This is a genomic window from Enterobacter cloacae complex sp. I3 (genome assembly GCF_014896175.1).
In the GTDB taxonomy this organism is placed as follows: Bacteria; Pseudomonadota; Gammaproteobacteria; order Enterobacterales; family Enterobacteriaceae; genus Enterobacter; species Enterobacter bugandensis.
Genome location: NZ_JADBQZ010000001.1, coordinates 141,344 through 163,146 on the forward strand (window position 1 = coordinate 141,344; position 21,803 = coordinate 163,146).

A 21,803-nucleotide genomic window follows, 5' to 3' on the forward strand; every position below is an offset into this window, starting at 1 on the left:
CATCCTTAGTTAGGTATCCAGCGTGCGCCGACGTCGTATTTTGCCATCAGCCACAAAATACCCAGTGCCGCCGCATGCACTAACGTGTTCTCTATCCAGGCGTGACGCCATAAATCGAAGGTGATGAACTGACTCACCAGCAGCACCACGTAAACATGCAAAATAAAGGTATAGAGCGAGTGCTGCCCTAGCGGGATGAGGAACCATCCCAGCAGGCGGTTGAGCGGCGTCCAGCAATACGTCAGCACCAGGTAGACGGTGACCATCAGGGCGATATCGTTTAATACCCGCACTGGCCCCAGCCCATTCTTCGCCGCCCAGGTGTGATAAAACGAATTGAAGCTGTCAGGCGGGATGACGTGCATCAGCAGCGCGGGCGGCATAAACGGGTTGGTATGGTTCTGGGCGACAAATCCCAGCACCAGCGACACCATGACCAGCGCCACCACCACCCCTTTCCCCGGGGGCGTCCGGGCGAACGAGAGCAGTTCGGCTTTATACCAGCCGCTGGCCATGCCCAGCACAAAGATGAACTGCCAGGCGAGCAGCGGGAAGGCAAATTCGAATTCCGACGGCGTCAGCCGAAGCGGCCACCGCTGCCACAGGCTGTACACCAGCAGCGACAGCCCTAACAGCCACCAGACTTTTCCTTTCTGCAGCATCCCTAAAAATAGCGGGCTGAGTAGCAGCAAAAAGATATAGAGTCCGAGAATTTGCGTCTGGTGGGGGCCGATCTGCAAATAGAGAATAATGTTGAACCAGGTCTCTTTAATTTGCGGCGTCACAGGATAAAGCGACCAGCTTTGACCCGAAAAGCGGTCGGTAAAATGGGTGACCTCGAAAACGTTAATATGTGGGATATAGGCCAGCAGAATAAACGACACTATGATAATGATATTTACGCGATATATTTTCCATGCCCTGAGATAAAGTCCCCAGGAAACCGTAAGCAAAACCACTTTTTGCAGACGCGCGCGATTCAGCATTCCCAGCATAAACCCGGAGAGAATGACAAAGCCTTCTGCACCTGTTGTTAACCCAAAACGCTCCCAAGAGAATATATTAAATATCGACATCACCTCCGTATGCGCCACGACCATCATGACGAGGGCAATGCCGCGCATAAAGTCAATTCTCAGGTCACGGGCACCTGCAACGACATAACTCCATGTCATTGATTTAGAGTCATCTTCTTGCGAAATAGACGGCGCAGCATGGCTCATAGGGTGTCCTTTGCCTGAAAACGAAAATTAAGGTCTAAATAAAGTAGATAGTCTAAAGGAATAGTAACTGCAATTTATCACCGGCATATGAAATATATTAAGCAGAATTAAATCCAAATTAATAACTGCTACATATTAATAAAAACGACGCTGGACACTTTTATTCGGCGTTCTACACTTATCTTAAATCTTGTTTACTCGCTATTTTCTTTCGCTTTTGGGCAACTGTCTGCGCAGCAGAATGGGTCTGCATTTTCACGGAATCAGGAACGCCGGAACTATGGATTTTTATTTTTCCCGTTTTGAACATCGTCGTCCTCCGGAACCGTTAACAACACCGCGTTGGGTCATGATGACCTGGCAGGTATTAGCGGTCGCGGCGCTTATTCTGGGTGCAAATTATATTTACTGGCGTTGGACCGCCTCCCTGAATACTGACGCACTATGGTATGCCATACCGCTGGTCCTCGCCGAAACGCTGGCGTGGATAGGGACCGTGCTGTTTACCATCAACTTATGGAAAGAACAGGATCCCCCCCAGTGTCCGCCCCCCGGCGAAATCAACGAATGCCTGTTTCCGGAAGAGGCCGTAGAACCTCGTCCTGTTAAAGTGGATTTGTTCATTGCCACCTACTCGGAAGACACCGAGCTGGTCAGGCTGTCCATTCGCGACGCCCTGAAGATGGCCTACCCGTACCCGATTGACTACCGGATCCACGTGCTTGATGACGGCCGCCGCCCGGAGATGAAAGCCGTCTGCGACGAGGAAGGCGTTAACTATATCAGCCGCCAGACCAACATCGGCTTTAAGGCCGGCAACCTGCGCAACGGTCTTGAGCAAACCGACGGTGATTTCATTGTTATCTGCGACGCCGATACCCGCGTATTTCCCACCCTTCTCAGCCATACGCTGGGCTATTTTCGCGATCCGGACGTGGCCTGGGTGCAGACGCCGCAGTGGTTCTTCGACCTTCCGGAAGGAGAAAATCTGTCACGCTGGGGCCAGCGAAAAGCCGGAAAAGTGGGCTACGGTCTGGGCTGGCTGATTCAAAAGTGTGTTGGCCCGGTGACCGTAGGCCGCGACCCGTTTTTTAACGATCCGCGCATGTTCTATGACGTGATCCTGCGGCGGCGCAACTGGGCGAACGCGGCTTTCTGCTGCGGCGCGGCCTCCATCCACCGGCGCGAGGCGGTCATGCAGGCCGCGCTGAGAAGCTACGTCTGGTCCGTCGAAGAGGAGATCCATCGCCACACCCGCGACATCCGCGATGAAGAAGCCCGCGAAGCGCTGCAGGAGGCGATGCGCCCGCACGTGGCGTTTGACACCGAGCTCACCCCCTACAAATTTCACGTCTCGGAAGATATTTACACCTCGGTGCTGCTGCACGGTGACGCCGCGCGACGCTGGCGCTCGGTCATGCATCCGCGGGTGGAGTCGAAGATGCTCTCTCCGCAGGATATGCTGACCTGGATGATCCAGCGCTTTAAATACGCTGCCGGCTCGCTGGATATTTTGTTCCATGACAATATCTTCAGCCGTCGCCGCTTCCGGCTTTCCCTCCCCCAGACGCTAATGTATGCCACCACCTTCTGGTCTTACATGGCCTGCGTGTGGAACACGGTATTTTTGATTTCGCCCATTATCTATCTGTTCACCGGCATTCCGCCGGTATCCGCATGGTCGACGCCGTTCTACCTCCACTTTCTCCCCTTTTTTATCTTCTCTGAACTGGCGTTTATGTTCGGGACATGGGGGATCTCGGCCTGGGACGGCAGGGCCTCTTACCTCTCCTTCTTTTCCATGAACCTGCGCGCGCTCAATACCGTGCTGCGGGGCGAGCAGATCAAATTTCACGTCACGCCAAAAGAGCGGCAGACGGGCCGTTTTCTCTACCTGGTGAAGCCGCAGATTGCCATTGTGGTGCTGACCCTCGCAGGGCTTATCTGGGGCGGTATTCAGGTGGCGCGTGGACAGGTGGACGACCCCTCCGGCTACGTCATCAATATTTTCTGGGGAGGGGTGAACATCGCCGCCATGCTGCCGCTGATTTTCGCGGCCATGTGGACGCCCGCCGAAGAGGATGAGGTCACCCAATGAGGATACGTGATGCCCTGCTGCCCGCGCGCAGCTACCTCACCATTTTGCTCGGGTTCCTGCTCGGCTTTGCCATTGTGGTCTGGGTGGAGAAACAGATGCCCACGCGCGTGGAAAGCAGCGGCGGCATCGCGCTCAGCAAAGACTTCCCGCCGCTGCCTGCGAAACGCGCCCTGACCTATGACGAAGCCATCTGGGCGCGGGTCGCCTGGCAATACTACGTGAATAATACCCAGCCAAACGGGCTGGCGAATGCCAGCGACGGTGAACCCTGGCTGAGCCTCTGGAGCGTGGGAAGCTACCTGTTTGCGACCGCTGCCGCAGAGCAGCTCAACATTATTTCCGCCGATGAGTTCGACGAGAGGATCGGTACGGCCCTGTTCGCGCTGGGGCAGCTGCCGCTCAACGAGCGAGGCCTGCCAGCCGCGTATTACCATGCGGATACCCTGAAAATCCTCGGCAAATCCGACGCCTCGGCAATTGGGCTGAGCCGCCTGCTGACGGCGCTTCAGACCCTCCTGTGGCGCTATCCTCAGCACGCGGCGGCTATCCATGATCTCTTCAGCCTCTGGAACACCGGCGCTCTGATTGAACATAACGTCCAAAGCCAGGCGGCCGTGCCGCTCCATCACTGGACGCTGACCGATGATGAACAGCGGGACAGTTTTGGCTACCGTCTCTATGCCAGCCATACGCTGCGCCTGATTGACAGCGCGGCAGGCCTCGCGGTGACCAACCCGCCTGAAGGGCAAAAGATGATCGATCTGGATGGCGTGATGGTGCCGGATGAAGGGCTTCGCACGCCATGGGGCAAGCAAACCTCCCTGATCAGTCTCCCCTACCTGTTAACCGGCCTTGAACTGGGCTTTGACGCGCAGAGCGCTGAGATTGCGTGGCGGATTATGCAGATCCAGCAGCGGCGTCATAGCCTGCGCAGCCCAAAACAGCCTGTCAGCACGGATTACGCCGAACCGGCGCCGGATTACGTCAACGATCTGCCGAACAGGCAGCCGGTACAGGCGCGCAACCTGCGCGACGAGGTGCCGGAGAAAGTGGCAATTACCTCCACCCGCACCGCGTTTGCCTGGTATGCCCTGTTCCGCAACAGCTGGAGCGAAGCGCTGCGCCAGCAGGTTCTGCCGCTTCAGGTACCGGGTAAAGGCTGGCAGCGCGGATTAAATCTCAACAACAGCGTCAATGCCGTCGTGGACGCCGATACCAATGCCATTGTGCTGGAAAGTCTGTCTTACATCGCGCATGGTCAGATGCTCTGTCTGGCCTGCCTCTACACTTCCCCCTCAGCAGGAGCAACGCCATGAAGCCACGATCCCCGATCCTTTTCCACCTGCTCACGGGAATAACGATCTGCTGGCTGGCGTTATCGACCGTGCGTGCGGACACCGAGCTTCCTGCATCAGGTTACTCCCCGCGCAGCGGCGAGCTGACGGCCCGAGAGAAGACCATCGCGAAAAACGCCTGGCAGTATTTCGTCACCAACTATCAGCCCACGACGGGCCTGGTGAATGCGGTCAACAAATTTCCCTCCACCACCATGTGGGACAGCGCCTCCTATCTGGCCGCCCTGACGGCGGCGCGCGAGCTCGGGATCATTGATAAAGCGGAATTTGACCGCCGGATGCTGAAATTTCTCGCCACGTTAAACACCCTGGTACTGTTCCGCAACGAGCTGCCCAACAAGGCCTATAACACCATCAGCGCCCAGAAGGTGGACTACACCAACAAGCCCGGCGAAATTGGCTTCTCGGCGCTGGATATCGGGCGAATGCTGGTCTGGCTGAAAATCGTCAAAGAGCGCTATCCGGAATACGGCAACAGCATTGATAACGTGGTGCTCGGCTGGGATTTCAGCCATGCGATCGACCCCTGCGGCACGCTGTACGGGGCCTATCTCGAGAACGGCCAGCCGAAGTACGTTCAGGAAGGTCGGCTGGGCTATGAAGAGTACGGCGCGGCCGGGTTCCAGCTTTGGGGGTTTAATACCTGTAAAGCCAGCCGTCCGCAGCCTTATGAGCTGGCCGAAATCTACTGCGTGCTGGTCCCGTACGATACGCGCGACCCGCGCAACACGTCGCAGCATAACTACGTGGTGACGGAATCCTACCTGCTCTACGGGCTGGAGTTCGGCTTTGATAAACCGACCGACCGGGATAACGCCCCGCGCGACTACTCCCTGACGTGGATGAAAAACTTTGCTGACCGCGTTTATCAGGCTCAGGAGAACCGCTATACCATTACCGGCGTCCTCACCGCGCGCTCCGAGCACCAGCTCGATAAGGCCCCTTACTTCGTCTATGACACCGTCTTCAGCGACGGATACAACTGGAACACCATTACCGATAAAGGCCAGTTCGTCCCCAACGCTGCCGCGATATCGCTGAAGGCGGCGCTGGGCATGTGGGTGCTGTGGAACTCCCCCTATACCGACCGCCTGCTGAATACGATTGAGAATGCCAACGAAGAGGGAAAAGGCTACTACGAAGGGCTGTATGAAAACGGTGACGGCCCGATCAAAGAGTTCACCGCGAACAATAACGGCATCATGCTGGAAGCCCTGCTGTTCAAGAAAGAGGGAAAACTGCTGGCCTTCAACACCGACAACCCAAAGAGCAAGGATTTTGCCCCCTCGCTGTGGGATCGCAAGCTGCTCGATCAGTTTGAAGAGAACAACGCGCTGCGCAGCCGTCCGTTCCTTAGCAGCACACCGGCCGTAAAAAGCTGGTGCGACCGGACCGGCGTCACGCAGCGAACCAAACCCGCCTGTCAGGCCTGTCAGTGCGCGTCATGCAGCGTGGACGAGCCCGTTAAACTGCCTCCGGTGACTGCGCAATGCTTAAAACCTTAGCCAGAGGGCTCGCGGGATTACTCCTTGCAGGCGGGGTCATCTTTGCCCTGTTTGGCCATCAGGGCGCAGGCTGGCGCTGGCTAATCCACGGCGGCTGGCACTCCAGCGCGCGTATCGCCGCCCTGACGCCGGAAGAGCAGACGTGGGCGACGATCGCCTGGCGCTATTTCGTCAATAATACCCAGCCGCAAACGGGCCTGGTCAACGGGAGCGACAAACAGCCCCGCGTCACGCTCTGGCAAATGGGCGATACGCTTATCGCCCTGCTGGCGGCAAAAGAGCTGGGGCTGATTGAGGACGCCGAGTATGACGCTCGCTTAACCCGTCTCATGGGCACCCTTAACCGCCTGATGCTGACCGATGCCCGAACGCCGGGTCGACTCTATTCCAGCCAGACGGCGACGCCAGTCGACTTTAGCGGCAAGCCCAGCAAAAACGGCTGGTCCGCGCGCGACATGGCGCGTCTGATGCTCGCCCTGCGCCTTACCGCAGAGCGGGAGCCGCAGTACAGCGAATACCTGGATAAAATTATCCTGCGCTGGAATTTCTGCCCGGTCATCGATAGCGAAGGCGAACTGTGGTCCTCTTCCCTGCAAAACGGTCTGCCGGTCGTGCGGGAGGAACTGCGGCTGGGCGAAAGTGAATATGCCGCGACGGCGTTTCAGCTGTGGGGATTTTCCCCGGATAAAGCGTTTACGCCCCCGGCGCACCACGTCATCATCGCCCAGCGGCGTCTGGCCGTCGATGCCCGCGATCCGCGCACCACGTGGCAGCCCTCTCTGATTACCACCCTTCCCTATATGCTGCCGGGCCTGGAGTTTGGCTGGGAGCCAGAAGGCGTTGCGGCCGATCTGCAACAGCGTCTGCGCAAGCAGGCCGAAAACGTCTGGCTGAGCCAGAAGACCCGCTGGGAGACCGATAAAATCCTGACGGCCAGGGCAGATTTCACGCTCTCTCAGGCGCCCTGGCATATCCAGGATACCGTCTGGGGAAATGGCTATGCCTGGAACTCAGTCGGAGACGATGGCCGGGACTACACCCGTTTCGCACAGGTATCGACCAAAGCGGTTTTTGCCCTGTGGGCCCTGTGGGACACCCCGTACACCGACGTGCTGATGACGGTCACCAAACACCTTAACGATCCGCAGAAAGGCTGGTATGAAGGCCGTCAGGAAGCCACGGGCGATACCAACGCTGCCTTAACCCTCTCGACCAACGCCACGGTGCTGGAAGCCCTCTTCTTTAAACACAACGCCGGGCCTCTGTTTGACGTGCGTTGGTCGAAGAAAGAGAGCTACTTCTCACGCCGTCTGGCGGAGCAATACACGCCCATCGGGCACTGTCTGCCGGGCGAAAGCACCATAAGGAGGACGCCGTGAAGTTCTATCGCGATCTGTTTGAATCAAGCCTGAACCGCGTCTTTCCGAATAATGAAAAAACCGCGTTTTTTCAGACGTTCTATGACGCCTTCGTCCATATGTCACCCGAAACCGAGGCGCATTTTTCTCGTCTGCCGGATCGGGAGGGTCAGCAGACCCTGTTTAAAAGCTTCTTCGCCATGCTTGCGGTCGACGGCGCCCTGATCGTCCCTGATTTTCTCGAGCGCCTGGCGCGGGAGCAAAGCGACGACGGCCTCCACCTTCCCCCGCGGTTTTTTGCCCTTTGGCGCGAAGCGATGTTGAACGCGGTGAGCCTGCGCGATCCGCAGTGCGACGATGAGATCCTCACCGCCTGGGCCATGGCGATCGCGCCCGGGCTGGAATACCTTCGCCGACAGGCAGAACTGCACTACCGCGCGTAGGGGGAATCACGATGAGTTCATTCACGTACGATCTTAACGCGCTGCCGGCCGCCGTCATGATTTATGACCGCGAGGAACGCCTTCAGGCCTGGAATCACAACGTGGCCCTGTTTTATCCGGTCATAACCCCGTGGCTGACGGTGGGAACGACACTTGAGGCGCTGGCGGAACGCTTTATCGATGCCGTTTACAACGTCGACCCCGGCCTGCGGCAGACGCTGCGCGAGTCGATCGTGCGCAACTGTCGGCAGGATAAACACTGCGAGGTGCGCCAGGCGGGCCAGCGGCGGATCTTCGTCCAGCATCAGCGGCTTGCGGACGGTGGTATTGTCAGCCTGCACAGCGATGTTACGGAGCTGGATGAAGCGCAGCGCGCGCGCCACCAGCTGCATGACGACTTTCTGCTGACGGCGGAATCCATTCATATCGGGATCTGGGACTGGCAGGTTTCCGGCGACACGCTCCAGGTCAACGATACCCTGCTTGCCATGCTGGGCCAGTCGCGCACACAGTGGCGATATCCGGTGCGTTTTCTCCTCAATCAGGTCCACGAGGACGATCGCGCAGCGCTACGCAAGGCGCTGCACGCTTCGAAGCAGGATCATCGTCCGGTCTTTGAATGTGAAATTCGCGTGCATCACCCTACCGAAGGGCTGCGCTGGATGCTGCTGTCCGGCCAGGTGGTTACGCTCTCCATTGAGGGAAACGCAGAGCGCGTTATTGGCACGCTGCAGGATATTACGCGGCGCAAAGAGGCTGAAATTCAGGCGTTCGCCTCGGCCATTGAGGCACAAAAAGCCAATGAGGCAAAAAGCGCGTTTCTGGCGAATATGAGCCATGAAATTCGTACCCCGATGAACGGCATTATCGGCATGACCCAGCTGTGCCTGGATACGTCTCTGAGTGCCGATCAGCGTGACTATCTGACCCTGGTGATGAGCTCTGCCCAGTCGCTTCTGCATATCATCAACGATATTCTCGACTTTTCCCGAATTGAAGCCGGCAAAGTGGAGCTGGAGACGGAACCCGTACCTGTCCGCCCCTTTATTCAGTCGCTCATTCGCCCGCACATGCCGGGGGCGAGCGAAAAAGGCATCGAGCTGCTGGTTGATATTGCGCCCGACGTTCCCGACGTGCTGCTGGTTGACGGCGCGCGGCTGCGGCAAATCCTGACCAATCTGCTGGGCAACGCGCTGAAATTTACCCATCAGGGAGAAGTCATCCTGGTTGTTGAGCCCGGCGATAGCGCGAATCGATGGCGTTTTCGCGTGCGCGACAGCGGCATTGGCATACCGGCAGATAAGCAGAAGGCCATTTTTGAAGCCTTCAGCCAGGCGGATAACTCAACCACCCGCCGCTATGGCGGTACGGGGCTCGGGCTAACCATCTCGGCAAGACTGGTTGCGGCCATGGGGGGCGAATTAACGGTCTCCAGCGAGCCGGGAAAAGGCAGCGAATTTTCGTTCTCGCTGCCCCTGGCGGCGCAGACCCTTGCGCCCGGAGAGCGCCCACATAGCCAGCGCTTTAACGGTGAACCCGTACTGGTGGTTGATGATAACGCGACCAACCTGCGGCTGCTGGCCGCGATGCTCAGCCAGATGGGACTGAAACCCACCTGCGTTAACAACGCCAGCGAGGCCATTGATCGGGTTAGAACGGGAACAGCGTGGCCCCTGATCCTGCTGGACGCGCAGATGCCGGATATGGACGGCGTGTCTCTGGCCCTTGAGCTTTCGGTTCTGCCGCAGGTTGCTGAAAGTCATATCATCATGCTGAGCTCCATGAGCCGACATTTTGATATCAATATGCTGAAGCGGATCGGAATCAAGAACTATCTGCATAAGCCTATCGCCCAGGATGAATTACATCAGGCGATTGCCGCCGCGTTTGAACGTTCGCCAGCACCCGTGGGTGAAAGCACGCCCGCGCCTGTCGCCTCGCCTGCAGCCACGGGCCTGCGGATCCTGCTGGCTGAAGATAATCTGGTCAACCAGAAGGTCGCCGCGCGCCTGCTCGAGCGGCTCGGCCATAGCTGTCAGATCGTCGACAATGGCGTCGCGCTGCTGGAACGCTGGCGCGCGGATACGTGGGACGTTTTACTGATCGACCTTCAGATGCCAGAGATGGACGGTGAGACCGCCATTCGCCTGCTTCGTGAAGAAGAGCAGTCCCGGCCCGGACCGCCTCAACCCACCGTCGCCATGACCGCACACGCCATGCAGGGGGATAAAGAGCGCTGCCTGAACATGGGGTTCGACGGCTATATTGCCAAACCCATTAGCCAGGAGCGTCTCGCTGAAGAGATTGCCCGCGTGCTCCAGCACCACGAAGACGCCTCCGGTTTTCCGGATGAAGCACGCCTGCTGAAGCAGTGCGCTGACGATCCCACCCTGGTACAGGAGCTGCTGGCCCTGTTTGGCGAAGGGCTAAATGAAGCAATCAAAACCATTACCCAGGCGATCGACAGCAACGACCGCGAGGCGCTGCGACGAGCGGCCCACAAGCTGCGCGGAGAAGCCGTCACCCTGGACTTCAGCACGCTCGCACAGCAGTTGCAGGTGCTGGAAAGCGACGCGCATACGCTGGATGGGCGCCAGCTTGCGGCCCTGAAAGAAAATCTTCGCCAGGAATCGCTGCGCCTGATGGCGTGGCTCAACGCGCGCGGGGTAAACAAATGAACGCTCGCAACTGCACGCTGCTCGTTGCCCTGTTGACCACCCACGCGGTGGCGAACTCTGCGCCGGTCAGTTGGTCTCTGGCCGGAGAATGGCAGGTTCAGGATGCCAATGACAGCGCACGTCCTGCCGCATCAGGCTGGCACCCGCTTCAGGTTCCTGCCAACTGGTACAGTGCCGGGTACGATCATCAGGGCGCGCTGTGGTACAAGCACGCGTTTTCCCTGCCCGTGCAGCCCCCTGACGTGATGAGTACCCTGGTGTTTGACGGCGTCGATTACCTGGCCGAGGTGACCCTGAACGGCCAGCCGCTGGGCAAGCATGAGGGCTACTTTCAGCGTTTTTCGCTGGACGCCAGCCCGGCGTTACAACGTCACAACCGGCTCGTCGTCAGGGTTGACAGCCCCTACGAAGATCCGCACACGATCTGGCCTTTGCATAAAACGGCCATGAAGGGGGTTCTGAATCAGCATGACACGCGTCCCGGTGGCGCCTGGTCGCCGGAAGGACAGGACGCTAACTCGGGCGGCATCTGGGCCCCGGTCCGGCTGCACCTTAGCCGGGGCGCCACCCTTGATGAGACCATCCTGCGGCCCGACTGGTCGCAGGGGCTGACTCGCCCGACGCTAAAAGCGGAGATTCGCTATCGCGCGCTCGATCAGGGCCCGGCGACCGTGCGGCTCACCGCCACGCCCGCCAACTTCAGCGGCAGGCCCTATCAGGCTGACTTTCCGGTTACTCTCGAAAGCGGTGCCCATTCCGTGCAGGTGACGCTGCCCATGCCGAAGGCAAAGCTGTGGTGGCCGATCGGCACGGGGAAACCCCACCTGTATACCGTTCGCGTGGCGTTGCGGGATGCAAACGGCTTAATGGACACGGCGGTAACCCGCACCGGGCTGCGCAAAATCGTCGAGCAGCCCGACAATAAGGGCTGGCTCATAAACGACAGGCGCCTTTTTATTAAGGGCAGCAATTACATCGGTTCCCCCTGGCTCGGTACCATGATGCGGAAAAAATACCGACGCGACCTTCGTCTGGTGGAAGCCATGAACGCCAACGCCATACGCGTGCACGGACACGTTGCCGGACGTGCGTTGTATGACGTGGCCGATGAGATGGGCATGATGATCTGGCAGGATGTTCCGCTGCAGTGGGGCTACAACAACAGTGCGGCTTTCACGGAAAATGCGGTTCGACAGACGCGGGAGATGATCGAACAGTTTGGCAATTCCCCCGCCATCATCGTCTGGGGCGGGCATAACGAACCGCCGTGGAATTCGCCGTGGATGGAAAAACGCTTCCCGGACTGGAATAAAGATCTGAATCGCGAGCTCACGAAGCGTGTAGCGGATACGCTTGCCGAAGATACCTCCCGCATCGTGCACCGCTTCTCCGCCGTCGAGGAGCATTACTGGGCGGGCTGGTACTTCGGCACCGTGCGCGACCTGCTTGCCCCAGCCAAAACGGGGATCATTACCGAGTTCGGCGCGCAGGCGCTTCCCCGCCTGTCAACGCTAAAAACCATCATCCCGGCGGCGTCGCTCTGGCCAAAAACGACCGCCGCCGACGATCCCGGCTGGACCGTCTGGAAATACCATAATTTTCAGCCCTTCCAGACCTTTAAGTTCGCCGGTATTTCGCGCGGGAAGAATATTCAGGCGATGATTCGCAATACCCAGGCGTACCAGTCTCAGCTGGTGGCCACGGCGGCCGAAAGCTATCGCCGACAGCGATACCAGCCGGTGACGGCCCTGTTCCACTTTATGTTTGTGGAAACCTGGCCCTCCATCAACTGGGGCGTAGTGGACTACCTTCGTAAACCTAAAGCCGGGTTTTACGCGCTCCAGCGCGCGTACCAGCCTGTTTTGCCGTCCATTGAACCGGTCACCGCGCAGTGGCAATCCGGCGCGGCGGCGACCGTGCGTCTGTGGGCCATCAACGACACCTGGAAACCGTGCCGCGAATGCCGTCTGAGCTGGCGCATCACCCAGCGCAACAAGCTGCTGGCTAAAGGCACGACGACGATGACGATCGCAGCAGACTCGGGAACGATAGTCAAAACGCTGACGGCTACGCCCGTGGGCCAGGACGACGTGTCGATTCGGTTTACGATTGAAAACAGCGCGGGAAAAATTGTCGGTGAAAATCAGCGCACGGAGTCCGTCATAAAGTAAGTGAGGGGAAAAGGAAAATTGCCGCTTCCCCTGCTTTCTTGTACCCTTTCAGCGTTTACCCCAATCCCCAAAAAATCGAGACATCCGGATGCCTATGACTGAACACATTTCCAAAGATCCTTTACATGGCGTAACGCTGGAGATGATGGTCAACGCCCTGGTGGCGAAGTATGGCTGGAGCGAATTGGGCGACCGCATCAAAATTAACTGTTTCAGAAAAGATCCCAGCGTTAAATCGAGCCTGAAATTCCTGCGCCGCACCCCGTGGGCGCGCGCGGAAGTTGAAGCCCTGTATCTGGATTCCCTCAACGATGAGGAAAGCGCAGAACAGGCGGCGCCCGCCTTTAATCCCTGGGCTAACAGTCGGATTATCAAGAGCTAATACGCAAATGACGCGACACGTAAAACGGATCGGTGCGCTGGCTGCCTGCGCGCTTTTACTTGTAAGCTGCTCCTCAAAACCCCCTAAATCACTGGTTACCCCTCTTCCCACCGCCAGCAAACCGACGCAGCAGGCAAACGAGCCGATGCGCGGGGTCTGGCTGGCGACCGTCTCTCGTCTCGACTGGCCGCCGGTGGCCTCGGTGAACGGCCGCAGCGCCGACCAGCGCATCACCATGCAAAAGCAGGCGCTGATCGGCAAGCTCGACAACCTTAAGCGCCTCGGGATAAACACCGTATTTTTCCAGGTGAAGCCGGACAGCACCGCGCTCTGGTCATCAAAAATTCTACCGTGGTCAGATATGCTGACGGGCAACATCGGCGAATATCCGGGTTACGACCCGCTGCAATTTATGCTGGATGAAGCGCACAAGCGCGGCATGAAGGTCCATGCCTGGTTTAACCCATACCGCGTGTCGACCAACACGAAGCCATCAACCATCGCCGCCCTGAACCGGACTTCATATCTGACCCCGTCCAGCGTCTATGTTCAGCACCCGGAATGGGTACGCGTCTCCGGCGATCGTTTTGTTCTCGACCCGGGCATTCCCGAAGTGCGCGACTGGATAACCAAAGTGGTGACCGAAGTGGTGGCGAACTACCCGGTAGACGGCGTGCAGTTTGATGATTACTTTTACGCTGAATCGCCGGGATCCGTGCTCAACGACGCGCAAACCTGGCGGCAGTACGGCCAGGGATTTGCCTCAAAAGCCGACTGGCGCAGACACAATACGCAGCAGCTGATCGTGCAGGTGTCCCGCGCGATCAAGCAGACCAGGCCCAACGTGGAGTTTGGCGTCAGCCCGGCGGGCGTGTGGCGAAACCGCTCCTTTGACCCGGCGGGTTCGGACACGCGCGGCGCCGCGGCCTACGATGAATCCTACGCCGATACGCGGCAGTGGGTGCAGCAGGGCCTGCTGGACTACATTGCCCCGCAGATATACTGGCCCTTCGCCCGTGATGCGGCGCGCTATGACGTGCTGACCAAGTGGTGGGCCGACGTCGTCAAGCCGACCCACACCCGTCTGTATATCGGCATTGCGTTCTACAAGGTGGGCGAACCGTCGAAAAATGAGCCGGACTGGACGGTACAGGGCGGCGTGCCGGAGCTAAAAAAACAGCTCGACCTTAACGATTCGCTGCCCAACGTGAACGGCACCATCCTGTTCCGGGAAGATTACCTGAACCAGCCGCAGACCCAGCAGGCGGTGAACTACCTCAAAGGACGCTGGGGTAGCTAAGTGACTATCAGGCAGAAACGCCCCGTTTCTGCCTGATTTTTTACGGCTTCGGCCCGAACATTGCCTCAAGCTGCTGCGCGTCCGGCATACCGACCACCTGCTGCAGCTCATTTTCCGCATTCAGATAGTAAATGGCCGGCGTGGCGTTTGCGCCCAGGCTGTCCATCAGCGCCTGGTGTTTCTGCAGGATCGCTACCGTTTCGCGGGAAGCGTCCCCTTCAGGTTTTGGCAATTTTTTCCCACCAGAAAGCTCGTATTCGCGCCAGGCCGAAACCGGATCTTTCGCATTCAGGATCGCAGAGGCGTTGCGCCCGCTGTTGGGGTTAAGAAACGCCACCAGCAGCGTGTTGAGCTGAACCTTGCCCGCCTTCACCCACGGCTGCGCTTCGGCCCAGAACTGCTTGCAGTACGGGCAGAACGGATCGGCGAAGACGAAGACCTTACGCGGGGCGTTATCTGCCCCTTCCTTCAGGGGATGCGCCGCGTTGAGGTTCTTCCACATCTCGCGTCCCATCGGAGCGTAGATCTCTTTCTGGAAATAGCTTTCGCTGAGGTTTTTTCCTTTGTCATCGTACAGATAGCCCGAAATAACGTGCTTTCCGTCCGGCGTTAAAAACAGCGTCACGCCCATGTCCTGATACTGCCCCAGCCAGGCTGGCGCCCCGCCGGGGGCATCCAGTTTCTTAATGATTTTGATCTGCTGCTGCTCGCTGAACTGCTTCACCACATCCGGTATGGCATCAGCGGCCTGGGCCAGCCCTGAGGTCGCCAGCGCCGAAAGTAACAGTAATTTTTTCATTTCCCTCTCCGGTTTGTCGGGGGCATTCCGCCCCCTTCAGGTTAGCGGTTTTTCAGTGCGTCACTGACCATTTCGTCGAACTGTTCAAAAGGAACCCAGCCGGGCAGCAGCCCTTCGCCGATAAGCGTGGCGGGCGTGCCCTGAATTCCCATTTTTTCCGCGACGATCAGGCTGCGTTTGATCGACACCATGCTCTCGTCATCCGGCGCGCTGACGCTCACCCCCGCGCGCTTTTGCGCCTCCTGAATGCTGGCGTCATCGTGGTATCCCTTTTTGGCCATCAGGGTATGGTTAAATTTCATAAACTGCTCGGGATGCGCGCGCCAGACGGTTAACGCGTCGCGCGCGGCGGTCAGCGAACTTTCCGAGCGGAAAGGTAAAAACTTAAAGACCACCGCCACATCAGGGTGTTTTTCGACGATCTTCTCCAGGTAAGGATCGAATTTCTTACAGTACGGGCAGTTATAGTCGGTAAACACCACCAGGGTAAGCTTTGGGTTTTTCGCGCCAATACGCGGCGAATCCGGATCGTTAAACAGGAAATCAGCGATCATCTTCTGCGCGCGCTGTTCCTGGTCCGGCGTCAGCGGCTGGGCTGCCATGACCTGAGCCGAGGTCAGCAGGAGCATAAGCGTAATAAAGAATTTTTTCATAATGCATCAGCCTTTTGCGTTGTTCAGGGTGGTGACCAGGGTGCGCTTGTCCAGCAGCGGCGAGAGGATCTCTCCGTCAGGCGTGCCGGGGCCATAGACCTCATTAAAGGGAATGGCGTAGCGGTTTCGCTTCGCGAGAAACTCCGCGATAAGCGCGGAGGGCTGGCTCCAGTCTCCGCGCAGGGCCACCACGTCCGGCTGGCTCAGCGCGGCAATAACGTCCGGCTGACGCAGTACCCGGCGCTCGTTAACTTTGCAGGTCACGCACCAGTCCGCCGAGATATCCACAAACACCCGTTTCCCCTGCGCCAGCGCCTGCTCAATGGCCTCCTCGCTGAGCGGCTGCCACGGGATGGTCTGTGCGACGCTTTGCGTGGTGGCGTCAGACGGTGAGTTGAGCAACCCGCGCAGCTGATACCCGCCGAACACCGACAGCGCGATGACCACGACCCAGAATAACGGCGAGGAGGTTTGCCCCTTCTTCGCAAACAGCGCCAGCGCGATAACGATCAGCACCAGCATCACGACCTGGCTGACCGCCTCGCCCAGATGCAGGCTCAGCAGCGTAACCAGCCAGAGGCTGGAGGCCAGCATCATCAGGCCCAAGATCGTTTTGAGCGTGTTCATCCAGCGGCCGGGTTTTGGCAGCAGCATGGCCGTTTTCGGCACCAGGGCGACAAACAGCCACGGCAGGCTCATGCCCACGCCCAGCATCAGGAAGATAAGCCACAGGGCGTGCAGCGGCGCGCCAAGGGCAAAGGCAACCGCCGTGCCGAGGAACGGCGCGGAGCACGGCGTGGCAAGCAGCGTGGCGAACATCCCTTCGCAGAAACTGCCGCCAAGCCCTGTGCCCCCTGCCGTTGCCAGCCGCCCGGCGGCGGCTGAAGGAAGCAGCATCTCAAACGCCCCAAACAGGTTCAGCGCAAACAGGAAGGTCACGGCAACCATCAGGCCGATAAACCACGGGTTCTGGAACTGAATGCCCCACCCCAGCGACGCCCCGGTCAGCTTAAGCGCGGTCACCATCGCGGCCAGCAGCGCAAAGGAGGTGAGGATCCCGGCGCTGGTGGCCAGGAAGCGCAGCCTTATGGCGCGCCTGTCCGATCCCGCCTGCAGGATGCTGTTAAGCTTCATGCCCATTACCGGCAGCACGCAGGGCATCAGGTTCAGGATCAATCCGCCAAGCAGGGCAAAAAGCACCATTTTACCCGTTCCTTCAGGCACGGAAGGCTCTGCGGGAGTTGCCCCAACGGTCATGGTGGTTTGCTGCGCGTTACCGCCATTGGTCAGCACAAACGACAGCCTCTTGCCTTCCAGCGAGGCGGGTTTATCGCCCCATTCGTCGGTCACGGGTACCGTCACACGAAGCGTGTTGCCGTCATGCTTAATGGCCGGCTCGCCGGGCAGAATGTCACCCTCCAGCGGGTCAAAGTAGATCCCCGGATTGTCCCACTTCACGTCCGTCGTACCGGTAATCACCAACTTGTCGCCAGAGAGCCAGGCGGAAAGATCTGCGGATACGCCTGACGTACCGGGCACGGCGCGCATCGCTTGCTCGAAGGCGCTACGGAAGCCCTCATCCACCGGCTGGGTAAAATCGAGATGCAGCGGGTAGTCCGTCAGCAGGCAGACGTTGCTGCAGGTGGAGAGCGTGAGCGTTCCATTGAGCGCGTCGCTCTTCACCCCGTCGAGAACGATCGGAATCGTGACCTTATCGTGATATCCCTGCGTGGTCATGCCGGAGATATCGAAGCGCGAGGGTACCGGCCAGGACCAGCTATCCGTTACGCCTTCCGGCCAGCTGATTTTTGGCGCGACGCCGCCCTCGCCCGGCGATCGCCAGTAGGTTTTCCAGCCGGGCTTTAGCTCAACGGTGAGCAGGCCTTTAACGTGCGTTTGTTCCCTTTCCGCCTGAAAGCGGATGCGGGCGTGATCGTTTTGTGGGGAGACCTGCCAGCCGGTGTCTGCCGCATGGGCAATGCCGATGCAGGACAGCCACAGGAAGACGAATCCCCTGAAGAGGTTAACCATGTATTACTCCGTGAACAGTGAAAAATTATCGTGTGGTGACGATGATTTTCATTCACGGAAAACGCAGTTTTTAAGGTGTATTCGGAGAGGCGGTGCCTGAACCGGCTGTTCCGCGGGAGCGAATGCCCGCCCTTGCGTCAGCAGCTGTAACAGCGCGAAGAAGATAATGATAGCCGGCAGCGCGCCGTCGAAGAACAGCGGCTGGGCACAAAGAAGCGACTGGGCGCCCAGCTGGCAGGGCGATGGCCCGGGCTGCTCGGTGCTACTTTGGGTTGGGGCATCTGCACTCAGTGAAATCTGCGGATCCAGTCCCTGTAAAAAATGGTTGAGCATAACCGCACGCTGCACGAGGCAAATCGCCATCGCGAGACAGGTTATGATCAGAAGCCATTTTCCGAGGAGCTGACGGTTGCGCATAATATTCCAGAGTAACAAGACGCCCCGATCATAAACGATAGTGATGAATCTACAAGTGCCGGAAGTGTAAGGTTTTGTCTGTCGCCGCTATTCCCCCGTCAGCGCGTCGTAGATATCCCGCAGGCGCGTGCGCAGAAACAGCACCGCCTTGTGCTTGCGGGATAACAGCGCCTGCTCGCTGGCCCCCGTCTCCTCTGCCAGCATTTTAATGCTGTACCCGTGCAGCTCGGTCTTTTCAAACACTTCGCGCTGCGGTGGCGGGAGTTCTGACAGCGCCTGCCCCAGCTCTTCCCACAGCAGCGTTTTGAGATACTCCTCCTCCGGCGTTTGCGGTACGCCGAACAGGGTTTCGGCCAGCTCGTCCTCGGGAAAACCCTCGTCGTCTTCGCCCGTAAAATAGCCGGAGAGCGGCACCTCGCGCTTTTTACGCGCCCGGTCTGTCATCTCGTTACGCGCCGCGCGGAACAGCCAGGCCGCGACGTTTTCGACCGGCTGCTCCACTTTCATCAGCTGATACGTGACTTCCTGCAAAATGTCGTCGGCATCATCGCGAACGGACGTCCGTCCGCGAATGAAGGCTTTCAGCCGGGCGCGGCAGGCGTTGAGCGCCGACATCAGCATGGATCCGCCCGCCTCCCCGGCTTTCATTTCGCTCACTCTGCTTCCGGGGTTTTGGGCGCGGCGTCATCGCGCTTATCATCACGATGGCCGTGCCAGCCGCAGTGACCGCGGCCGTGACGACCAAAGCCTTCGCGACGCTGCTGAATAAACGCCTCGCGCTGTTCAGGCGTCATGTTCATCCAGCGCTCGTGCATCCGGCGGTGCGCGCCAAACATCCCCGGGCGGAACCCCAGCCCGCCGAACAGAATGCGGCTCAGCACCAGAATGCCCAGCGCCTGCCAGAATCCAATGGCCTTCACGCCGAGGATCGCCGGGAGCAAAGCGTTCCACAGGGACATCACCAGCAGGCCGAGCACGATGAAAATCACCGCGCCGATGGCTAAGCCCTTGCCCATACGGTGGCGCCCGAATCCGCGCCCGTGACCTCTGCCGTGCATTTCAAAATCTCTCATGGTGTTTACCTCGTTTGCAGTAACTGATTATGGCTTGTGATGAGGTAGACGGATGAGGGAGGGAAATATTGCTGGGAAAATGAAGAAAGTATTGAGAGCTACAATTCTGCTGCTTTTAACGGTGGTGCAGTGAAAACCGCAGTTATGAACGAAGTTATGAATAAAAATAGATCTATGTAACAAATTTACATTCTACGTATCGCGAACAATACCGGCCATTACTTCCTCATCCATTTTGCTGCAAGTGTATACATGGTTTTGCATTTTAATCGGTATCGTATTTTTTTGTTAAAATAGTACTCGCAAGTATTCCATTAGAGAATAAATGCTTATAAAATACAAGGCTAAGCATACCTTTCGATGAATTAACATATAATAAGGACGCATAATGAGTAAATTCTTGACCGTTATAAGTCGCAAATCAGAAATCATAAGCGAAAATGATAGTATTGATGTTGACCAAAAAAACTTGATCATCACTGGTGGCAATGGTTGTGGAAAAACAACATTACTTAACGATATATATAGCAAATTATCGACACACCTACTACAGCGGAATCACCAACCTAAAAGTCAAATTGAAAACAACATAAACTTTTTTTTAATAGAAAAGAAAACGCAGTTAAAGGTTCTCATGAATATCATCAAGCAAACGAACAATTACGGCATCATCAGGCGGAACTTGCAAGGGTGTGGGGTGGCATTCAATTAGAATTTGAAGATGTTAACAAATTATCCCTATTACTCTCAGAAGGAAAAGGTATTATTGCTTTTTTTCGAGCTGATAGACAAGCATCAATTCAGGCTGCAACCGGAGCCAATAAAATAATAAGCACTGACGAATCCAATTACTTGTCAATCAGCAAAAAAGAACTAGGTAATACATTTGAACAACACCTTGCTAATTTAAAAACAAGACAATCATTTGCCAAGACTCATGACAATAATCTTGAACTATTCAATTCTATTGATAATTGGTTTTCAGAATTAGAAAAAAACATCGCATACCTAATGGAAGATACCACATTTGAACTTAAGTTCAATCCCGATGAATTCAAATTCTTTTTAACACAAGAAGGTAAAAAACCCTACACATTCCAAACTCTGTCTTCAGGATATTCATCTATATTTAATATTATCTCTGATTTGATAATGAAAACCGAGGCTTTTAAAATCTCTCCGAGCGAACTGCAGGGGATCGTGATGATCGATGAAATAGATGCACATTTGCATGTATCGCTTCAAAGGAAAATTTTGCCGTTCCTGACTAAAACGTATCCATCGATACAGTTCATTGTAACAACACACTCTCCTTTTGTTATCGGTTCATTAGAAGACTCCATTATCTATGATTTGAGTTCTAAACAGCATTTCAAAGATCTCTCCAGTTATTCATATGAAACTATCATCGAAGGCTTACTTGGAGTGCCTGTAGTTTCAGTCTCTTTGGAAAAAGATATTAAACGCCTTTCATTACTCATCAATGAGGATAATCATGATATAGAAGCCATAGATGAGATTGTACAGAAACTTCTTCCTTATAGGGATAAACTTGATGATGAATCAGCTATCTTCTTGATAAAAGGAATGAATTTGCTTAAATGCAAAGCAAGAGGAGATAAATAATGTTTCCTGTTTCGAAAAATTCAGTTGCTCCTATATCGTTAGAAAGGAGAACATCGTACTCTGAAAAAGATGTCATAGAAACATTATCAAAGGACTTTCATAATAAATGCTATATATGTGAGGTCAAAGACCCTCTAGTTCTAAACGTTGAGCATTTCAAACCTCACGAAGGTGATGAAAATAAAAAATATGATTGGAATAATCTTTTCTTTGCTTGCGGGCGCTGTAACAATATTAAAAGAAATCATTTTGAAAATATTCTTGATTGTACTGACCCAAGTGTTGATGTATTGAGGTCTATCAAGCATGTTTTCCCCACGACAGCCTACGCTGAACATGTCGATATAGTGCCAATGAACGACGACCCAAAGACGATAGAAACTGCTACATTAATTTCAAAAGTTTTCAATGACGATCACACAGGCAATAAAGATCTCACGCGCATATATTTAAAAAAGCGGCTAATGAGACAGTATAGAAAATTTCTTGACCTAGTTTTTGATTACGACGATGATGATACCCTTCCAGAAGACAAAGAAATAATAGGTAGAAAAATCAAAAACATGCTTCGTGTAGAATATGAATTTTCAGCATTTCTCAGATGGGCTATATTAGATGCTCCTCTGCTTCATCATTTTAAGAATGATGTTTTCTAAAAGTCATGCATGTAAGCAAAAATTTTCACGTCAGA

General features: G+C 56.2%; 19 protein-coding genes. 12 read left to right on the forward strand and 7 right to left on the reverse strand.

Features of this window, described 5'->3' with window-relative positions; translation table 11 throughout:
- Positions 1–5: 5 nt before the first annotated feature.
- Complete coding sequence (opgC, locus tag IM271_RS00635; RefSeq protein ID WP_193051974.1) at positions 6–1,223, reverse strand: OpgC domain-containing protein; 1,218 nt, start codon at positions 1,221–1,223, stop codon at positions 6–8.
- A 280-nt stretch (positions 1,224–1,503) separates the two neighbouring features.
- On the opposite strand from opgC, the gene IM271_RS00640 reads away from it, so the two are divergent.
- The 9 genes from IM271_RS00640 to IM271_RS00680 all read left to right on the forward strand — a co-directional run bounded on the left by IM271_RS00640 (position 1,504) and on the right by IM271_RS00680 (position 14,513).
- Positions 1,504–3,321, forward strand: a complete 1,818-nt coding sequence (locus tag IM271_RS00640; RefSeq protein WP_193051975.1) for a glycosyltransferase — start codon at positions 1,504–1,506, stop codon at positions 3,319–3,321.
- Positions 3,318–4,637, forward strand: a complete 1,320-nt coding sequence (locus tag IM271_RS00645; protein WP_193051976.1) for a DUF3131 domain-containing protein — start codon at positions 3,318–3,320, stop codon at positions 4,635–4,637. Before IM271_RS00640 ends, IM271_RS00645 begins: the two co-directional genes overlap by 4 nt.
- The gene (locus IM271_RS00650) at positions 4,634–6,181 is read left to right on the forward strand and encodes a DUF3131 domain-containing protein (protein ID WP_193051977.1); all 1,548 of its coding nucleotides are present in this window, start codon (positions 4,634–4,636) and stop codon (positions 6,179–6,181) included. Before IM271_RS00645 ends, IM271_RS00650 begins: the two co-directional genes overlap by 4 nt.
- Complete coding sequence (locus tag IM271_RS00655) at positions 6,166–7,560, forward strand: DUF3131 domain-containing protein (protein ID WP_193051978.1); 1,395 nt, start codon at positions 6,166–6,168, stop codon at positions 7,558–7,560. Before IM271_RS00650 ends, IM271_RS00655 begins: the two co-directional genes overlap by 16 nt.
- Positions 7,557–7,982: a hypothetical protein gene (locus IM271_RS00660; protein WP_028013202.1), complete on the forward strand. Its 426-nt coding sequence runs from the start codon at positions 7,557–7,559 to the stop codon at positions 7,980–7,982. The genes IM271_RS00655 and IM271_RS00660 overlap by 4 nt, the downstream gene beginning before the upstream one ends.
- Positions 7,983–7,993: 11 nt before the next feature.
- Positions 7,994–10,660 (forward strand): PAS domain-containing hybrid sensor histidine kinase/response regulator, encoded by a 2,667-nt coding sequence (locus IM271_RS00665; protein WP_193051979.1) that lies wholly within the window; start codon positions 7,994–7,996, stop codon positions 10,658–10,660.
- Positions 10,657–12,831: a glycoside hydrolase family 2 TIM barrel-domain containing protein gene (locus IM271_RS00670; protein ID WP_193051980.1), complete on the forward strand. Its 2,175-nt coding sequence runs from the start codon at positions 10,657–10,659 to the stop codon at positions 12,829–12,831. Before IM271_RS00665 ends, IM271_RS00670 begins: the two co-directional genes overlap by 4 nt.
- A 94-nt stretch (positions 12,832–12,925) precedes the next feature.
- Positions 12,926–13,213 (forward strand): VF530 family DNA-binding protein, encoded by a 288-nt coding sequence (locus tag IM271_RS00675; protein WP_193051981.1) that lies wholly within the window; start codon positions 12,926–12,928, stop codon positions 13,211–13,213.
- Between the two features lie 7 nt (positions 13,214–13,220).
- Positions 13,221–14,513 (forward strand): glycoside hydrolase family 10 protein, encoded by a 1,293-nt coding sequence (locus tag IM271_RS00680; protein ID WP_193051982.1) that lies wholly within the window; start codon positions 13,221–13,223, stop codon positions 14,511–14,513.
- Between the two features lie 40 nt (positions 14,514–14,553).
- Here the strand turns inward: IM271_RS00680 and dsbG are convergent, their stop codons facing one another.
- From dsbG to IM271_RS00710, 6 genes are all read right to left on the reverse strand, one after another.
- Positions 14,554–15,312, reverse strand: coding sequence for a thiol:disulfide interchange protein DsbG (dsbG, locus tag IM271_RS00685; protein WP_192971090.1), 759 nt, complete (start codon positions 15,310–15,312; stop codon positions 14,554–14,556).
- Between the two features lie 41 nt (positions 15,313–15,353).
- Positions 15,354–15,965: a DsbA family protein gene (locus IM271_RS00690; protein WP_041909914.1), complete on the reverse strand. Its 612-nt coding sequence runs from the start codon at positions 15,963–15,965 to the stop codon at positions 15,354–15,356.
- Between the two features lie 6 nt (positions 15,966–15,971).
- The gene (locus tag IM271_RS00695; RefSeq protein ID WP_193051983.1) at positions 15,972–17,996 is read right to left on the reverse strand and encodes a protein-disulfide reductase DsbD; all 2,025 of its coding nucleotides are present in this window, start codon (positions 17,994–17,996) and stop codon (positions 15,972–15,974) included.
- A 48-nt stretch (positions 17,997–18,044) separates the two neighbouring features.
- Positions 18,045–18,413, reverse strand: coding sequence for a hypothetical protein (locus IM271_RS00700; protein ID WP_193051984.1), 369 nt, complete (start codon positions 18,411–18,413; stop codon positions 18,045–18,047).
- Between the two features lie 87 nt (positions 18,414–18,500).
- Entirely contained in the window at positions 18,501–19,061 is a 561-nt protein-coding gene (locus tag IM271_RS00705; RefSeq protein WP_193052037.1) for an RNA polymerase sigma factor, read from the reverse strand.
- 5 nt (positions 19,062–19,066) lie between these two features.
- Positions 19,067–19,486: a hypothetical protein gene (locus IM271_RS00710; protein ID WP_193051985.1), complete on the reverse strand. Its 420-nt coding sequence runs from the start codon at positions 19,484–19,486 to the stop codon at positions 19,067–19,069.
- A gap of 388 nt (positions 19,487–19,874) precedes the next feature.
- On the opposite strand from IM271_RS00710, the gene IM271_RS20150 reads away from it, so the two are divergent.
- From IM271_RS20150 to IM271_RS00720, 3 genes are read left to right on the forward strand one after another with little or no spacing between them, the layout of a single operon-like run.
- Positions 19,875–20,198: a hypothetical protein gene (locus IM271_RS20150; RefSeq protein WP_226858919.1), complete on the forward strand. Its 324-nt coding sequence runs from the start codon at positions 19,875–19,877 to the stop codon at positions 20,196–20,198.
- Entirely contained in the window at positions 20,177–21,112 is a 936-nt protein-coding gene (locus IM271_RS00715) for an AAA family ATPase (RefSeq protein ID WP_346729950.1), read from the forward strand. The genes IM271_RS20150 and IM271_RS00715 overlap by 22 nt, the downstream gene beginning before the upstream one ends.
- Positions 21,112–21,768, forward strand: a complete 657-nt coding sequence (locus IM271_RS00720) for an HNH endonuclease (RefSeq protein WP_193051986.1) — start codon at positions 21,112–21,114, stop codon at positions 21,766–21,768. Before IM271_RS00715 ends, IM271_RS00720 begins: the two co-directional genes overlap by 1 nt.
- Positions 21,769–21,803: the final 35 nt, after the last annotated feature.

Bases quoted from the DNA above. Each gene is read 5' to 3' on its own strand.
- opgC (WP_193051974.1), bottom strand. From the start codon at position 1,223: ATGAGCCATGCTGCGCCGTCTATTTCGCAAGAAGATGACTCTAAATCA.
- IM271_RS00640 (WP_193051975.1), top strand. From the start codon at position 1,504: ATGGATTTTTATTTTTCCCGTTTTGAACATCGTCGTCCTCCGGAACCG.
- IM271_RS00645 (WP_193051976.1), top strand. From the start codon at position 3,318: ATGAGGATACGTGATGCCCTGCTGCCCGCGCGCAGCTACCTCACCATT.
- IM271_RS00650 (WP_193051977.1), top strand. From the start codon at position 4,634: ATGAAGCCACGATCCCCGATCCTTTTCCACCTGCTCACGGGAATAACG.
- IM271_RS00655 (WP_193051978.1), top strand. From the start codon at position 6,166: ATGCTTAAAACCTTAGCCAGAGGGCTCGCGGGATTACTCCTTGCAGGC.
- IM271_RS00665 (WP_193051979.1), top strand. From the start codon at position 7,994: ATGAGTTCATTCACGTACGATCTTAACGCGCTGCCGGCCGCCGTCATG.
- IM271_RS00670 (WP_193051980.1), top strand. From the start codon at position 10,657: ATGAACGCTCGCAACTGCACGCTGCTCGTTGCCCTGTTGACCACCCAC.
- IM271_RS00675 (WP_193051981.1), top strand. From the start codon at position 12,926: ATGACTGAACACATTTCCAAAGATCCTTTACATGGCGTAACGCTGGAG.
- IM271_RS00680 (WP_193051982.1), top strand. From the start codon at position 13,221: ATGACGCGACACGTAAAACGGATCGGTGCGCTGGCTGCCTGCGCGCTT.
- dsbG (WP_192971090.1), bottom strand. From the start codon at position 15,312: ATGAAAAAATTACTGTTACTTTCGGCGCTGGCGACCTCAGGGCTGGCC.
- IM271_RS00690 (WP_041909914.1), bottom strand. From the start codon at position 15,965: ATGAAAAAATTCTTTATTACGCTTATGCTCCTGCTGACCTCGGCTCAG.
- IM271_RS00695 (WP_193051983.1), bottom strand. From the start codon at position 17,996: ATGGTTAACCTCTTCAGGGGATTCGTCTTCCTGTGGCTGTCCTGCATC.
- IM271_RS00700 (WP_193051984.1), bottom strand. From the start codon at position 18,413: ATGCGCAACCGTCAGCTCCTCGGAAAATGGCTTCTGATCATAACCTGT.
- IM271_RS00705 (WP_193052037.1), bottom strand. From the start codon at position 19,061: ATGAAAGCCGGGGAGGCGGGCGGATCCATGCTGATGTCGGCGCTCAAC.
- IM271_RS00710 (WP_193051985.1), bottom strand. From the start codon at position 19,486: ATGAGAGATTTTGAAATGCACGGCAGAGGTCACGGGCGCGGATTCGGG.
- IM271_RS20150 (WP_226858919.1), top strand. From the start codon at position 19,875: ATGAGTAAATTCTTGACCGTTATAAGTCGCAAATCAGAAATCATAAGC.
- IM271_RS00720 (WP_193051986.1), top strand. From the start codon at position 21,112: ATGTTTCCTGTTTCGAAAAATTCAGTTGCTCCTATATCGTTAGAAAGG.